Origin of the sequence: Streptomyces gardneri (assembly GCF_006539185.1) — a bacterium.
GTDB lineage: Bacteria > Actinomycetota > Actinomycetes > Streptomycetales > Streptomycetaceae > Streptomyces > Streptomyces gardneri.
Window position 1 is genome coordinate 1 of record NZ_BJMN01000036.1, and the last position, 14,841, is coordinate 14,841.

Consider the following 14,841-nt stretch of genomic DNA (forward strand, 5'->3'; position numbering starts at 1 on the left):
CCGGCGGGCCGGCGTCAGCCGGCCGCGACGGTCATCAGCCGGCCGCGACGGTCAGGGGAGCGAAGCGTCGACGCCAGTCGCCGGGGAGGTCCGGGAGGGAGCGGACCATGACGCCGTTGGTGGCGATCGAGTCGATGCCGTTCTCCTTCGCCCAGCTCAGCAGCGTCGTGTGGCGCACGTCGATGTCCGTGCGCAGCGGTCGGTCCGTGGCGGCGGCCAGCGAGGCGATCAGCGCCTGGGCCGTGGCCGTGTCCTTGGCGATGAGCGGCCCGACGACATGGGTGGCCATGTTGGGCCACGCCGCAGCGAAGCCGGTGATCTCGCCGTTCTCCTCCGCGACCCGCAGATGGTCCGCGAACGCGGGCAGTCGCGTGAGGATGTGCGTGCGGTCGAGGCCGAAGACCTCGCGGTCCAGGCGCAGGATCGCCTGGAGGTCCTCGGCGGTCGCCGGGCGGACGGGGACGTCCGGGGCGGGCGTGGTGAAGCTGAACCGTCCGCACACCATCTCGGACCGGCTCGTCTCGATGAATCCCAGCTGCTCGTACAGGGGCTGTCCGTTGGGAGTGGCGTGCAGGGTGAGGGGGGTGTCACCGGCCTCGGCCAGGACGTGCTGCATGAGTCGGCGTCCCACGCCTTGGCGGGCGTACGCCTCGGCGACGAGCACCATGCCGATCGCGGCGAGCTCCGGGCCGTACGAGGTGACCACGCAGCACGTGACCAGCCCCGTTCCGGACGGGTCGTCGATGCCGTATCCGGTGCCCGCGGTCAGGAGGTGGCCCCACTTGTGCTCTTCGCGCGGCCACCCCCTGTTCTCGGAGAGGTCGGCGCAGCCGAGGAGATCGTCCGCGGTGAGGCGCCGGATGGGGAGCTGAGCGAGAGCTGAGGGGGAAGTCGGCATGCCTTTCAGGCTGACCGAATCGATGATCGTCCGTCCACCGGTTTACGAGATCCGGCCGATTACCCGGGGAGGCGTTGATTCCACCCCATGGGATGCGGACGATGTTTCACGTGAAACCGAGTGAATCCATGGAATCCCGACACGGCAGGCTGCACCTCTTCGACCTCGACGGCACCCTGATCAGGGGGTCGGCCGCCGCTGTGGAGATCTCCCGGCAACTGGGGCTCCTGGAGGAGATCGCCGCGCTGGAGGAGGGCTTTCTGCGGGGTCTCACTCCGGACGAGTTCGCTGTGCGGGCCCGCGACCTCTGGTCCACGCTCACCCCGGAGCAGGTCGACGCCGCCTTCGAGGGCGCGCCCTGGCTGACGGGCATCCGCGAGGTCTGGGCCGACATCAAAGCCCGGGGTGAGCGCTGCGCGGTCATCTCGCTCTCGCCCGACTTCTTCGTCGAGCGCCTGCTCGACTGGGGCGTCGACACGGTGCACGGTTCACGCTGGCCGGCCGTCCCCTTCACCGAGCCGATCCACCGTCCCGGCATCCTCGACGCGGCGGCGAAGGTGCGGATCGCTCGGGAGCTCTGCACGGAGTACGGGGTGGAGTGGGCCGACTGCGTGGCCTACGGGGACTCGATGTCCGACGCCGAGCTCTTTGCGATCGTGCGGGACACCGTGGCCGTGAACGCGGACCATCATCTCGCCGGGATCTCCCGCCACAGCTATGCCGGAGGGGACCTGCGGGAGGCCTACGACTTGGTCCGAAACCGCGCAGCTTAGCCAGAAACCCGGCCCTATGTCCCGAGAACACCGCTTTCCGTCCGAAGCGGTGCTCGGAGCGGTCATGCTGCGGGCACGGAAGCCGGCCAGCGTGAGGCGAGGCACATGATGGATGCTCCGACCACCCCGAAGGACGGGACGGGGGCCCGAATACCCGAAGAGGCCTCCCCCGACGCGGTTCTCGTCCGCCGCACCCTGGCGGAGATCGCACCCGTCGCCGACCAGGTGACCTCGTACTTCTACGCCCTGCTCTTCGTCCGGAACCCCGAGCTGCGCGAGATGTTCCCCGCGGCCATGGACACCCAGCGGGACCGGCTCCTGAAGGCCCTCCTGACGGCCGCCGAGCACCTGGACGACGCACCCGTCCTCACCGCGTATCTGGAGAACCTCGGCAAGGGACACCGCAAGTACGGCACGAAGGCCGCCCACTACCCGGCCGTCGGCGAGGCCCTCATCGGAGCGCTCGTCCGCTACGCCACGGCGAGCTGGGACGCGGAGACCGAGGCGGCCTGGGTCCGTACGTACACGACGATCTCCCAGATCATGATCGACGCCGCGGCGGAGAACGAGGAGCACGCGCCCGCCTGGTGGCAGGCCGAGGTGGTGTCCCACGATCTCCGCACGCCCGACGTAGCCGTGGTCACCCTCCGCCCCGACCAGCCGTACCCCTTCCTGGCGGGGCAGTACACGACCTTGGAGACCCCCTGGTGGCCGCGGATCTGGCGCCACTACTCCTTCGCCTCGGCGCCCCGGCCCGACGGGCTGCTCTCCCTCCACGTCAAGGCGGTCCCGGCGGGCTGGGTGTCCAACGCGCTGGTCCACCGGGCACGCCCCGGGGACGTCCTGCGCCTCGGTCCGCCGGCCGGCTCCATGACGGTCGACCACTCCACCGACAGCGGACTGCTCTGTCTGGGCGGTGGCACCGGGATAGCGCCGATCAGGGCCCTGGTCGAGGACGTCGCCGAGCACGGCGACCGACGGCCGGTCGACGTCTTCTACGGGGCGCGCAGCGGCCACGACCTCTACGACATCGACACGATGCTGCGGCTCCAGAAGACCTTCCCCTGGCTCTCCGTCCACCCGGTCACCGAGGAACAGGGGCGGCTCCCGGACGCCGTCTGCCGCTACGGGCCCTGGGAGGAGCGCGACGCCTACCTCTCGGGCCCGCTCGGCATGGTCCGCCGGGGCGTCGACGCCCTGCGCGGAGCGGGGGTGCCGTCGGACCGCATCCGGCACGACTTCCTGGCGGAGCTCACCCCCGCGAGCGGTGATCAGCCCAGGTCGGGGGCGTGCATGGCGAGGACCCCCTCGATGTTGCCGTCGAGGTAGTGACGCAGGGAGAGAGGGACGAGGTGGACGGCGGCGATGCCCACCCGGCTGAACGGCACCCGGACGATCTCGTACTCGCCGATCGGTTCGTCGATCTCGGGGCCGTGCCGGAGGGAGGGGTCCATGGAGCCGAGCCGGCACACGAAGAAGTGCTGGACCTTCACTCCGGAGACCCCGCCGTCGACGATGTGCTCGACGGTGTCGACGAAGCAGGGCACCACGTCGGTGATCTTGGCGCCGAGCTCCTCGTGCACCTCGCGGTGCAGGGCCTCGACGACGGTGGTGTCGGAGGGCTCCACGCCGCCACCGGGCGTGAGCCAGTAGGGATCCATCCCCGGCTTGGTGCGTTTGATGAGGACGAGATCGTCCCCGTCGAGCAGGATGGCGCGTGCGGTGCGCTTGATCACGGGCCGTTCGGTCATGGGAAGAAAATGGCCCGTCCGGGGTGTCCTGAAACTCACCAGTCCGCGGCGGCCCGCAATAGCCCCTCGTGGGCCCGCGCGATGTGCGAGAGCGCGAGCGTGCCGGTCCGTACGACGAGGAAGTACGTCCGCAGCGGAGGCACCGGAGGATCGAGCAGCGCCACGAGCCGACCCTGTTCCAAAGCCTCCTCGCACAGATAGCGCGGCAGGACGGCAAGACCGGCACCCGATGCGGCGGAGTCCCGTACGGCTCGAAGGTCGGGAGCGATCACGGTCGCGGCCGCCGCGGGCTTGGTCTCGAAGACGGCGGCCCAGTAGCGGGAGACGAACGGCAGCGACTCGTGCACCTCGACCACCGGAAGCTGCTCCAGGACCACCGCATCCTTGCCGAGCAGCACTTCGGGGGCGAGCCGCGCCGCCCAGCGCGGGGCCGCGACCAGCACGTGCTCCTCGTCGCAGAGGGGGGTGGCCACGAAGAGACCGCCGCGCGGGCGGGCGGTCGTCAGGGCCAGATCGTGGTGGCCCGCGGCGAGCCCGTCGAGGATCTCCTCCGAGTTCCCGAGGAAGGTCGCCCGCACGGCGAGACCCTGGCCGACCAGCGGGGTGAGCGCGGGCAACGCGCGGAGCGCGGTGAACTCCGGGGGCCCCGCGACATGGAGGGTACGGACGCCGCTCTCCTCGTCGAGGCCGGTCTCGGCGATCTCGACCAGGGCGTCCAGATGGGGTGCGGCACGGTGCGCGAGCTCGTCGCCGATCGTCGTCGGCGTGACCCCGCGCGCCTGTCTGAGGAAGAGCGGCCGGCCCAGCTGCCGCTCCAGGGTCCTGATCTGGCTGGTGACGGCGGGCTGGGAGAGACCCAGGAGCGCGGCGGCGCGGGTGAAGGAGCCGGCCCGGTGCACCGTGACGAACGTGCGCAGCAGGGCCAGATCCATGTCCGCCCCCTCCCGGCCGTGCGGCCGTTCGACTCAGGCGGTCGGCTGACTGCGCCTCAGGACCGTCCAACTATAAATAAGTCGATAGGTCTCTGTCGCTACCGTGATTGGACACTGACGCACAGTCAACTAGCCTTGTTCAGGCGGTCTCCGCGCGTGGAACCGAGGGCGTTCCGAGCCACGAGGGGGGAGGCTCGGAGCGCCCCGTTCCTGCCGCCACCAGCCCCTCAGCCCGCGGCCCCGGCCTCGTCGAGGGCGCGCAGGACATCGGCGATCAGATCCTCCGGATCCTCGGCGCCCACGGAGAAGCGGATGAAGCCCTCCGCGACCGCGTCCCCGCCCCAGCGCCCGCGCCGCTCCGCCGTGGAGCGCACGCCGCCGAAGCTGGTGGCGTCGTCCACGAGCCGCAGCTCTTCGAGGAACCGCTCGGCCCGCTTCCGGTCCGCCAGTTCGAAGGAGACCACCGGGCCGAAGCGCCGCATCTGCCGGGCCGCCACCGCGTGCGAGGGGTCGCTTGGCAGCCCCGGGTAGCGCAGCCCGGTCACGTCCGCGCGCTCGGCGAGCACCTGCGCGAGGGACAGGGCGGTGGAGCACTGCCGGTCGATCCGCAGCTGGAGGGTGGCCAGCGAGCGGTGGGCGAGCCAGGCCTCCATGGGGCCGGGGATCGCGCCGACGACCTTGCGCCAGCGCCGTACCTCCGCCGCCCGCCGGGGATCCCGACAGCTCACGTGCCCGAGCAGGACGTCACCGTGCCCGGTCATGCCCTTGGTGTCGCTGGCGACGGAGAAGTCCGCGCCGAGCTCCAGGGGCCGCTGGCCGAGCGGGGTGGCGAGGGTGTTGTCGACGGCCACGAGCGCTCCCGCGGCGTGCGCCTCGTGCACCATGCGCCGGATGTCGCAGACGTCGAGCCCGGGGTTCGACGGGGTCTCGATCCAGAGCAGCCGGGCGCCTTCGAGGACGGCGAGCTGGCCGTCACCGCCGGTCGGCGCGGTGCGGACCTCGATGCCGTACGCCCTCAGCTGCTCGTGCAGCAGCGGCAGCGCCTGGTAGCCGTCGGTCGGCAGCACCACCGCGTCGCCGGCCTTCAGCTGGGAGAAGAGGACGGCGGAGATCGCGGCCATGCCGGAGGCGAAGACCAGCGTCTCGACGTCCTGCTCCCCCGGTGCCTCCAGCTCGCCGATCGCCCGTTCCAGGTGGGTCCACGTGGGGTTCTCGTCGCGGCCGTAGGTGTACGGGCCGGTCGGATCGCCCGGCAGGTGGAAGTGGGCCGCGAAGACCGGGCCCGGCAGGGTCGGTTCGTACTTCACGGGCTCGGGGAGCCCGGCCCGTACCGCGCGCGTTCCGTCGCCGATGTCCATGTCCGTCACGGTGTCCGGTCCTCCAGTTCCAGGCGTACGGCCGCGAGCAGTCCTCCGCTCGACGCCTCCACCATCTCAAGACACTCCTCGTACTCCTCACGGCCCCCGGAGTACGGGTCGGGGACGTCGAGCGCCTCCCCGGCGGCCGGGTCGTAGGAGCGCAGCAGCCGTACCCGGGCCGCCTCCTCGGGCGTGCGGGCGAGCCGGTGGAGCTCCCGCAGGTGCCCTTCGTCCAGCGCGATCACCAAGTCGATGGCCGGGAACCAGGAGGCCCGGAACTGACGGGCGGTGTGCGCGGAGTCGTAGCCGTTCTCCTCGAGTACGGAGACCGTGCGCGGGTTGGCGTCCTCGCCCTCGCGCCAGACTCCGGTGCCGGCGCTCTCGACCACCACCAGCCCGCCGAGGCCGGCCTCTTCCACATGTCTGCGGAAGACGTGCTCGGCCATCGGCGAGCGGCAGGTGTTGCCGGTGCAGACGAAGCAGACGCGGTAGGTCATGGTCTCCACTCAGTCGCCGTCGGGGAGCACGACGTTCAGCGCCCACGAGACGATGGAGATGATCAGGCCGCCGAGGACGGCGGTCCAGAAGCCCTCCACGTGGAAGCTGAGGTCGAACTGCTCGGCCAGCCAGGACGTCAGGAGCAGCATCAGGGCGTTGACCACCAGGGTGATCAGGCCGAGCGTCAGGATGAAGAGCGGCAATGTCAGCAACTTGACGATCGGCTTGACCAAGACGTTCACGAGGCCGAAGACCAGGGCGACGAGAATGAGGGTCAGGGCCTTCTTGCCGGTGCTCTCACCGGTCAGGGTGATGTCCTGGAGGAGCCAGATGGCGACTCCCAGGGCGCCCGCGTTGGCGAGCGTCTTGACTACAAAATTCTTCATGTGTCTGATCGTGGCAGACATGATCGGGCCAAGGGCAGGGGCTGACAGGCGATGAAGGCATTCCGGCTGGACGAACTGGAGGCGGAGCGCGCCGCGAACCAGGGCGCCTATCTCCAGTTCCTGCGGGAGCGGAACATGTCGGTGGGCCTGTACGCGCTGGACGCCGGGGCGCTCGACCCGCAGCAGCCGCACGGCCAGGACGAGGTGTACTTCGTGGTCAGCGGCCGTGCGGCGATCACGGTCGGGGAGGAGACGACCCAGGTGGCGCGCGGCAGCGTGGTCTACGTGCCGGCCGGGGTGCCCCACAAGTTCCACCACATCAGCGAGGACCTGCGGGTCCTGGTGGTCTTCTCCCCGCCGGAGAGCTGAACCTCGGGGGCGGAGGCGGCGACCCCCTAGGGGGCGGATCAGGGGAGAGCGGGGGCCCCGGGGCCCCCTCGGGCCGCTTTCCGCCCCTAGCCTTGAGGGTGTTCGGCGCGGAGTGCGTGGAACGAATCTTCGAGAGCGAGGTAGGGACCATGGCCGTACAGGAGATTCTCGCGGGGATGCCCTGGTGGGTGAAGTGGGTCGCCATACCCGCTCTCGTCCTGGTCGTCTTCGGCGGACTGATCACCAGCGTCCTGACCTTCGTGGTCGCGCTGCTGTTCAAGGTGCTGCTCTTTGTGGCACTCGTCGCCGGACTCGTCTACGTCGTGCGCAAGTTCAAGGGCTCCGCCGGATCGCGCGAGGACTGGTAGCACAAGCCGAGGCACCGTAGGGGACCGACGACGGGCATTAGCCCGGGCGGGGGACGCGTGGGTTGAATCCGGGCGGGTCCCCAAGGGCTGCCACTAGAGTGGAATCCCTCCGCCGTGTTGGGGACTACGGGCGTAGACCTCGTACTGACCAGCGGTTTCCCAGGCCCGGCGGGCGCGCGGGGGCGGCCCCCGCGGGCGGATGCACTGCATCCGTCGTCACGCCTGGGGGTGACCTTTGGCCACGGCTACGCAGACAGCTGCACCTACGTTGATCGGTTCGGTGCAGCGGGCGCTGAGACTTCTGGAGGCCGTGTCCTCCCATGCGGACGGCGCCCCGGCCAAACAGCTCGCCCGTGAGACGGGCCTCCCGCTGCCCACCACGTACCACCTGCTCCGCACCCTGACGCACGAGGGCTATCTGCGCCGTGAGAAGGGTGTGTTCGTCCTTGGCGACGCCGCTGTCCGACTGGCCGGCGGCGGAGCTGTGCAGAATCGTCGCATCAAGATCGAAGACTCCCTTGCCCGCTGGCGGGACGAGATCGGTGTGCCGGTGTACTTCGCCCTCTACCGCGAGGGAGAGATCGAACTCGTCGCCGTCGCGGACACCCCTTCGGCCCCCGCGGTGGAGGAGTGGGCCGACTTCCGCGAGACCGCGCACGCGCACGCCATCGGGCAGTGCCTGCTGAGTCAACTCGATCTGAAGGCTCGTCAAGACCACCTCGACCGCCATCCAGTGGAAGCCATCACTCCGTACACGGTGCGTAACCGCCGTGTCCTTTTGGATCGTTTGGGCGGTTTGGGGCGAATGGAGCCCCTGGTAGAGCGTCAGGAATATGCGCTCGGCACGGTATGTGCCGCCATTCCCATCACGGCGGGTTCCGCGGCGGCCGCGATGGCCATTTCCCTCCCCCTTCACCAGGAAGAACGGTTGCTCCCAGCAGTCGAGCGGCTACGTACGGAGATCGGAAGGCTCTTCAGTTCGCTCGCGTTCTCTATCAGTATCTGAAAAATCACTCCTTGTGATCTGCTAGCGCGTACAGCACGATTGCGTCAAGAGGGCCACGGGGGATCATTCCTGGCCGTTTCGGTCACAGCTTTCAGCAGCTGTGTTTACACAACTGCTTCATCTACTGCGGGGTACATGATGCGAGAGTCGGTTCAGGCCGAGGTTCTGATGAGCTTCCTCGTTTCCGAGGAGCTCTGCTTCAAGATCCCAGTCGAGCTGCGCTACGAGACCCGGGATCCTTACGCGGTCCGGATGACCTTCCACCTCCCCGGAGACGCGCCCGTGACCTGGGCGTTCGGTAGGGAACTGCTGCTCGACGGGATCAACAGGCCGAGCGGGGACGGGGACGTGCACATCGCCCCGACGGACCCCGAGGGGCTCTCGGACGTCTCCATCCGGCTCCAGGTGGGCGGCGACCGCGCCCTGTTCCGGGCCAGCGCGCCGCCGCTGGTCGCCTTCCTCGACCGCACGGACAAGCTGGTTCCGCTTGGTCAGGAACGGACACTCGGTGACTTCGAGGACAACCTGGAGGCTGCACTCGGCCGGATTCTGGCAGAGGAGAACGCCGGCTGAGTCCCGCCGGCCGAGGCGCGCAGCGGGGACGTGACGCGGAGTACGGGGTGCGGGAGTGCGGGGCGGACCAGCCCACACCCGGAATCCCTACTTCGCGCGGCGGCGCCGACCGCCCCGTACCGCCGCAGCCCGGGGCTGCCCGCCGGCATCGGATCCCGGCCGGTCGGCGGAGACCACCAGCGCCGCGAGGACCGTGGTGACCGGCACGGCAGCGACCAGACCGATCGACCCGACCAGCGTCCGGACGATCTCCTCCGCGACCAGCTCGCTGTTGGCCACCGTCCCCATGCTGCTCTGCGCGATCGAGAAGAGCAGCAACAGCGGCAGGGCCGCGCCCGCGTAGGCGAGGACCAGGGTGTTCACGACCGAGGCGATGTGATCGCGGCCGATCCGGATCCCGGCCCGGTACAGCGCACGCGGCCCCATGCGAGGGTCGGCCTGGTGCAGCTCCCAGACCGCGGAGGTCTGGGTCACCGTCACGTCGTCGAGCACGCCGAGCGAACCGATGATGATGCCGGCGAGCAGCAGACCGGACATGTCGATGTCCGGGTAGAGACCGTGGATCAGGCCGGTGTTGTCGTCGGTGTTGCCGCTGAGCGAGGCCCAGCCGACGAAGAGCGAGCCGAGCAGACCGATCAGCAGCAGCGAGATCAGCGTGCCGAGCACCGCGACCGAGGTGCGGGCCGAGAGCCCATGGCACATGTAGAGCGCGATCAGCATGATCGCGCTCGACCCGACCACCGCCACGACCAGCGGATTCGAGCCCTCCAGGATCGCCGGCAGGATGAAGAAGGTCAGCACCAGGAAGCTCGCGGCGAGCGAGATGAGCGCCATCACGCCCTTCATCCGGCCGACGAGCACGACCACGAGGGCGAAGATCCCGGCGAGCACCGTCAGCGGGAGCTTCCGGTTCACGTCCGTCACCGAGTACTGCAGGTCGCGCGGGGCGTCAGGGGCGTACGCCACCACCACGCCCTGCCCCTCGTGCAGTTGGCGCGGCGCGTCCGGCTGCACGATCTCCGTGAACGTACGCCCCTTCTCCGCACCGCTGGTGACCTCGATCGTCGCCTTCTCGCACTGCCCCTGCTGGGCGTTGACCGCCTCGCGTCCCTCGGGGGTGGAGGTGTCCCCGGTCGGGGGGACCTGGGCGGCGTTCACGTCCTTGCAGTCGACCTGCTCGACGGAGACGACCGTGCCCTGCTCGGTCTGCCGGTCGAAGCCGACCCCGGTGCGCTCGTGCGCCGGAGTGCCACCGGGCCACAGGACCACGAGGCCGACCAGGACGGCGGTGGCGAAGGGGATCAGGACCGCGGCGATGACCTTGCGCAGATGCTGGGAGACGGGGGCGGCGGGGCCGTGGCTGTGGCTGTGCCCGTGCCCGGTCGCGTGTCCGTGTCCGTGGTCGGGACCGTGGGCGTGGTCGTGCGGCTCGGGCTGCTGTTGGGGGGAAGTCACCGACCGATCATCGCAAGAACGGTGGGGGCCCACTGTTCAGCACGCCAGGGATGGCGCTAGCGTGGTGACACCTTTGCACACGCGGGAGCTCGGAGCACCGGGCTGAGAGGGCGCTGATCACCGTACGCACGTACGGGAGGAGGCTGCGCCGACCGCCGAACCTGTTACCGGGTAATGCCGGCGTAGGGAGATCGGTCTCATGACCATTCAGGATGCACGCACGCCTGCCTCCGACCAGGACGGCCGCGCGCCGGGCTGGCACAAGGGCTACGTCGAGGGTTCGCGCCCCGACCTCCGGGTCCCGGTCCGTCAGGTGCACCTCACCAACGGCAAGGACGTGACGCTGTACGACACGTCCGGGCCGTACACCGACCCCACCATCGACACCGATGTACGGCGCGGCCTGGCGCCGTTGCGCGAGAACTGGATCATCGCGCGCGGCGACACCGAGGAGTACGCGGGCCGCCCCGTGCGCCCCGAGGACGACGGCATCAAGCACACGTCGCCGCGCGGCGGCGGGCTGAAGAACCTCGACGCCGTCTTCCCCGGCCGCCCGCGCCTGCCGCGCCGCGGCCGGGACGGCCAGGCGGTGACGCAGCTCGCGTACGCCCGCCGGGGCGAGATCACCCCGGAGATGGAGTACGTCGCGATCCGCGAGAACGTCTCGCCCGAGGTCGTACGGGAGGAGATCGCCGCGGGCCGCGCGGTGCTCCCGGCGAACGTCAACCACCCTGAGATCGAGCCGATGATCATCGGCAAGCGGTTCCTGGTGAAGGTCAACGCCAACATCGGCAACTCCGCCGTCACCTCCTCCATCGAGGAGGAGGTGGAGAAGATGACCTGGGCGACCAAGTGGGGCGCGGACACGGTCATGGACCTGTCCACCGGCCGCAACATCCACACCACCCGCGAGTGGGTGCTGCGCAACTCCCCCGTGCCGATCGGCACCGTGCCGCTCTACCAGGCCCTGGAGAAGGTCGACGGCAAGGCCGAGGACCTGACCTGGGAGATCTACAAGGACACGGTCATCGAGCAGGCCGAGCAGGGCGTCGACTACATGACGGTGCACGCCGGCGTACTCCTGCCGTACGTGCCGCTCACCGCGCGCCGCAAGACCGGCATCGTCTCGCGCGGTGGCTCGATCATGGCCGCCTGGTGTCTCGCCCACCACAAGGAGAACTTCCTCTACACGAACTTCGAGGAGCTCTGCGAGATCCTGGCGGCGTACGACGTCACGTACTCGCTCGGCGACGGTCTGCGCCCCGGCTCGATCGCGGACGCCAACGACGAGGCGCAGTTCGCGGAGCTGCGTACGCTCGGCGAGCTGAACACGATCGCCAAGCGGCACAACGTGCAGACGATGATCGAGGGCCCGGGCCACGTCCCGATGCACAAGATCAAGGAGAACATCGACCTCCAGCAGGAGATCTGCGAGGAGGCGCCGTTCTACACCCTCGGCCCGCTGACGACGGACGTGGCGCCCGCCTACGACCACATCACCTCGGGCATCGGCGCGGCGATGATCGCCTGGTGGGGCACGGCCATGCTCTGCTACGTCACGCCCAAGGAGCACCTGGGCCTGCCCAACAAGGACGACGTGAAGACGGGCGTCATCACGTACAAGATCGCCGCCCACGCGGCGGACCTCGCCAAGGGGCACCCGGGCGCGCAGGAATGGGACGACGCGCTCTCTGACGCGCGCTTCGAGTTCCGCTGGGAGGACCAGTTCAACCTGGCTCTCGACCCGGTCACGGCGCGCGAGTTCCACGACGAGACGCTGCCGGCGGAGCCCGCGAAGACCGCGCACTTCTGCTCGATGTGCGGTCCGAAGTTCTGCTCGATGAAGATCTCCCAGGACATCCGGCGTGAGCACGGTGGCACGCAGCAGGAGATCGAGGCCGGGATGGCGGAGAAGTCGAAGGAGTTCGCGGAGAGCGGGAACCGCGTCTACCTGCCGCTGGCGGACTGACCGCGGCGGCATCCGAGCAGGCACCGGCCCGCGACCCACGGGGGAGTCGCGGGCCGGTGCCGTTGTCGGCGGAGGTGCCGCTGTCGGGTGGGGGTGGCTCGTCAGGTGGAGGTGCCGTCGTCCGGGTCCGTGGCCGCGAGGGCGGCGCGGAGGAAGGGGACGACGCCGCGTTCGAGCAGGGCGAGGCGCCAGGCCTCACGGGCGCGGGACAGCTCGTCGTCCGCCGAGGTGGCGGGCGTACCGGCCGTGACTGTCGCGGTCGGGCTGTTGCGCAGGGCGGTCCGGAGGAGACCGGCGGCCGCGCAGAGCAGGCCGGCGGCGGCGACCGCACCGAAGACCAGACCGGCCGTCAGCAGCGTCGCCCCGAAGACCACGGTGGGCGCGATCGCGTGCAGGAGTGCGCCGACCAGCAGGAAGATGAAGGCGGCCGACCCGGAGAGCACGGGCACCATGACGGTGAAGATCGCGACGATCCCCGCCCCGGTGCCGTCCTGCGGGGCGGGTACGCGGGTGGCGACCGCGATGCGGCCCTGCTCGCGGACCTTGACGAAGTGGTCGTACTCGCTCGACGCCGCGGTGGTGATCAGCGCTGTCGCGTTCAGGGCCATGGAGCGCAGTTGTCCCACCGTGAGTCGTGTCCCGACTCCGGCGAGATCCGGACGTGCGTGGGCGGTGCTCAGTGCGTCGTCGAGGACCCGCTCGTACTCGGCGCGATCCTCGGTCAGCAGGTACGGAGCCACGTTCATGTGCATCCCCCGATGCTCCGCAGGCCCGGATCAGCCGTGGAGAACGGCCGATCGGGCAGAAACGGAGGAGAGCCTGCTACGGATGGTCCGATGGTATTGCGGTGACGCCACGGGCTGACAGGGTGTTTCCGGAAATCGACTTCCCCGGATGCGCAGGGTTATGCGTCAGCCGTTCAGGGGGAGTTCGACGACCAGCAGCTTTCCGGCCATGGTCACACCGCCGTCCATGGCGATCGCGAGACCGTCCGCGTACACGTGGGGTCCGTCGATGACCGGGCCGCCGTTGCCCTCGCTCTCCTCCGTGCCGACCTGGCCGAGGAGGTACGGGATGGGGCTGTGGCCGTGCACGATCCGGCTGCCGCCGTAGGTGGAGAGGAGCTCCTGGACGGCCTGCGGTCCGCCCTCGTCTCGGAACGCGAAGCGTTTCGTGAACTTGCGGAACACGTCCCAGACCTCGTCGGCGTCGCTCCGGTTGAGGATCTCGTGGACCGTCTCGTTGACGTCCTCGATGGTCTCGCCGTATTCGAGGTACGCGGTGGTGTCGGAGTGCAGGAGGAGGTGGTCGTCCTCCAGGACCACGGCGTCGAGCCGGGACATCCACTGGAGGTGGACGTCCTGGAGCCGGTCCATGTCGTGCTTCTGGCCGCCGTTGAGCAGCCAGGCAGCCTGGAAGGTGGCCGTGCCCGCGCCGGAGTTGACCGAGGTGTCGCCGAAGCGCTTGGCGCCGATCAGCAGCAGTTCGTGGTTGCCCATGAGGGCCTTGCAGTAGCCGCCGGCGGCGGCGGCCTCGGCGGAGAGCCGCATGACGAGGTCGATGACGCCGATGCCGTCGGGGCCGCGGTCGGTGAAGTCGCCGAGGAACCACAGCCGGGCGTTGCCCGCGGCCCAGCCGCCGTTCTCGTCGACGAGGCCCTGGGCGCGCAGGGCGCCGACGAGTTCGTCGAGGTAGCCGTGGACGTCGCCGACGACGTAGAGGGGGCCGGGGCCGTCGCCGGTCGTGGCGGCGGGGTCGGGCGCGGTGGCGGCGTCGGGGGCGACCCGGACCTGGACGGTGTCGCCGCGGTTGATGACCGGGAGGTCGCGCTCGGTCGGCGTGTAGCCCTCGGGCAGGTCGCCCTCGGGGAAGGCGCTGCCGGGGTGGCCGGTGGCGACCGAGACGATGGAGGAGCCGGTCGTGCTGGTCGTGTGGCCCGCACCGGTGAACGCGGGGGCGACGCGGCGGCCCAGGAGGAGGGTCGGGTCTGCGGGCGCGGGCGCGGGCGCGGGTACGTGGGCGGGTGCGGGCGCGTCGGCGGCGGGCGCGGGCGCAGGCGCGGACGGGGGTGCGCCGACGACGGGGAGCGACCCGCTCGGTGCCGCCTCGACGGTCCGCGCAGGCGCGGTGGCCGGCATGGGCGGGGCGGTGGGCGTCTCGGCGGGGGCGTGGCCGGCCGCCTCGCTCGGCGCCTGGAGAGGTGTCTCGGCCGACACCTGGGTGGACGCCTCGGCCGGCGGAAGGTGCTCGGCCGTCGGCTCGACGGCGTGGCCCTGTACGGGCACCCGGGCGTACGGCGGTACGCGGAAGTCGCGCAATGTCGCCGTGCGCACCACGGGCTCCTGCCCGGCCCCCTGAGTCATGGACCCCTCCACCACCGTCGCGATGCCCTGCACATCGTGGACCGGCCTGGTCGGGGTGGACCACGATGTCGTCCGCCCATCATAGGAATGAGGGTCCTCCTGTGTGACGCACCAGGGGTGGTGAATCCGGGTCCACTCCGGG

The 14,841-nt window shown here is 70.2% G+C and carries 16 protein-coding genes; 7 read left to right on the forward strand and 9 right to left on the reverse strand.

All coding sequences use genetic code 11. From position 1 onward, the window contains the following. Positions 1–34: 34 nt before the first annotated feature. Complete coding sequence (locus SGA01_RS26365) at positions 35–898, reverse strand: GNAT family N-acetyltransferase (RefSeq protein WP_141299067.1); 864 nt, start codon at positions 896–898, stop codon at positions 35–37. Positions 899–999: 101 nt separating this feature from the next. On the opposite strand from SGA01_RS26365, the gene SGA01_RS26370 reads away from it, so the two are divergent. Together SGA01_RS26370 and SGA01_RS26375 are read left to right on the forward strand one after the other, a co-directional pair. Then, positions 1,000–1,671 carry an HAD family hydrolase gene (locus tag SGA01_RS26370; protein ID WP_141299069.1) on the forward strand — a complete coding sequence of 224 codons (672 nt, stop codon included), beginning with the start codon at positions 1,000–1,002 and terminating at the stop codon, positions 1,669–1,671. Positions 1,672–1,779: 108 nt separating this feature from the next. Further along, positions 1,780–3,000, forward strand: a complete 1,221-nt coding sequence (locus tag SGA01_RS26375) for a globin domain-containing protein (protein WP_141299220.1) — start codon at positions 1,780–1,782, stop codon at positions 2,998–3,000. On the opposite strand, the gene SGA01_RS26380 is transcribed toward SGA01_RS26375, so the two are convergent. From SGA01_RS26380 to SGA01_RS26400, 5 genes are all read right to left on the reverse strand, one after another. Continuing rightward, positions 2,943–3,422 carry an NUDIX domain-containing protein gene (locus SGA01_RS26380; protein WP_141299071.1) on the reverse strand — a complete coding sequence of 160 codons (480 nt, stop codon included), beginning with the start codon at positions 3,420–3,422 and terminating at the stop codon, positions 2,943–2,945. The genes SGA01_RS26375 and SGA01_RS26380 overlap by 58 nt on opposite strands. A 35-nt stretch (positions 3,423–3,457) precedes the next feature. Next, positions 3,458–4,354: a LysR family transcriptional regulator gene (locus SGA01_RS26385; protein ID WP_141299073.1), complete on the reverse strand. Its 897-nt coding sequence runs from the start codon at positions 4,352–4,354 to the stop codon at positions 3,458–3,460. Positions 4,355–4,581: 227 nt separating this feature from the next. Beyond that, positions 4,582–5,712, reverse strand: coding sequence for a cystathionine gamma-lyase (locus SGA01_RS26390; protein WP_141299222.1), 1,131 nt, complete (start codon positions 5,710–5,712; stop codon positions 4,582–4,584). Between the two features lie 5 nt (positions 5,713–5,717). Continuing rightward, positions 5,718–6,209, reverse strand: a complete 492-nt coding sequence (locus SGA01_RS26395) for a low molecular weight protein-tyrosine-phosphatase (RefSeq protein ID WP_141299075.1) — start codon at positions 6,207–6,209, stop codon at positions 5,718–5,720. 9 nt (positions 6,210–6,218) lie between these two features. Further along, entirely contained in the window at positions 6,219–6,596 is a 378-nt protein-coding gene (locus tag SGA01_RS26400; protein WP_141299077.1) for a phage holin family protein, read from the reverse strand. A gap of 51 nt (positions 6,597–6,647) precedes the next feature. On the opposite strand from SGA01_RS26400, the gene SGA01_RS26405 reads away from it, so the two are divergent. The 4 genes from SGA01_RS26405 (at position 6,648) to SGA01_RS26420 (ending at position 8,912) form a co-directional block, all read left to right on the forward strand. Beyond that, on the forward strand, positions 6,648–6,965 hold the full coding sequence (locus SGA01_RS26405) for a cupin domain-containing protein (RefSeq protein ID WP_055642424.1): 318 nt from the start codon (positions 6,648–6,650) through the stop codon (positions 6,963–6,965). Positions 6,966–7,114: 149 nt separating this feature from the next. Continuing rightward, a complete protein-coding gene (locus SGA01_RS26410) occupies positions 7,115–7,333 on the forward strand; it encodes a DUF5326 family protein (RefSeq protein ID WP_141299079.1) in 219 nt (72 codons plus the stop codon). A 235-nt stretch (positions 7,334–7,568) separates the two neighbouring features. Then, on the forward strand, positions 7,569–8,339 hold the full coding sequence (locus SGA01_RS26415) for an IclR family transcriptional regulator (protein WP_174867504.1): 771 nt from the start codon (positions 7,569–7,571) through the stop codon (positions 8,337–8,339). Positions 8,340–8,477: 138 nt separating this feature from the next. Continuing rightward, positions 8,478–8,912 (forward strand): SsgA family sporulation/cell division regulator, encoded by a 435-nt coding sequence (locus SGA01_RS26420; protein WP_024760447.1) that lies wholly within the window; start codon positions 8,478–8,480, stop codon positions 8,910–8,912. Between the two features lie 87 nt (positions 8,913–8,999). On the opposite strand, the gene SGA01_RS26425 is transcribed toward SGA01_RS26420, so the two are convergent. Beyond that, positions 9,000–10,367, reverse strand: a complete 1,368-nt coding sequence (locus tag SGA01_RS26425) for a YibE/F family protein (protein WP_371866162.1) — start codon at positions 10,365–10,367, stop codon at positions 9,000–9,002. Positions 10,368–10,566: 199 nt separating this feature from the next. Here SGA01_RS26425 and thiC point away from each other — a divergent pair, with 199 nt between their 5' ends. Then, positions 10,567–12,336, forward strand: a complete 1,770-nt coding sequence (gene thiC, locus SGA01_RS26430; RefSeq protein WP_141299083.1) for a phosphomethylpyrimidine synthase ThiC — start codon at positions 10,567–10,569, stop codon at positions 12,334–12,336. A 101-nt stretch (positions 12,337–12,437) separates the two neighbouring features. Here the strand turns inward: thiC and SGA01_RS26435 are convergent, their stop codons facing one another. Both SGA01_RS26435 and SGA01_RS26440 read right to left on the reverse strand, forming a co-directional pair. Then, a complete protein-coding gene (locus SGA01_RS26435; RefSeq protein WP_229918127.1) occupies positions 12,438–13,082 on the reverse strand; it encodes a hypothetical protein in 645 nt (214 codons plus the stop codon). Positions 13,083–13,247: 165 nt separating this feature from the next. Further along, complete coding sequence (locus tag SGA01_RS26440) at positions 13,248–14,699, reverse strand: metallophosphoesterase (RefSeq protein ID WP_141299088.1); 1,452 nt, start codon at positions 14,697–14,699, stop codon at positions 13,248–13,250. Between the last annotated feature and the right edge of the window lie 142 nt (positions 14,700–14,841).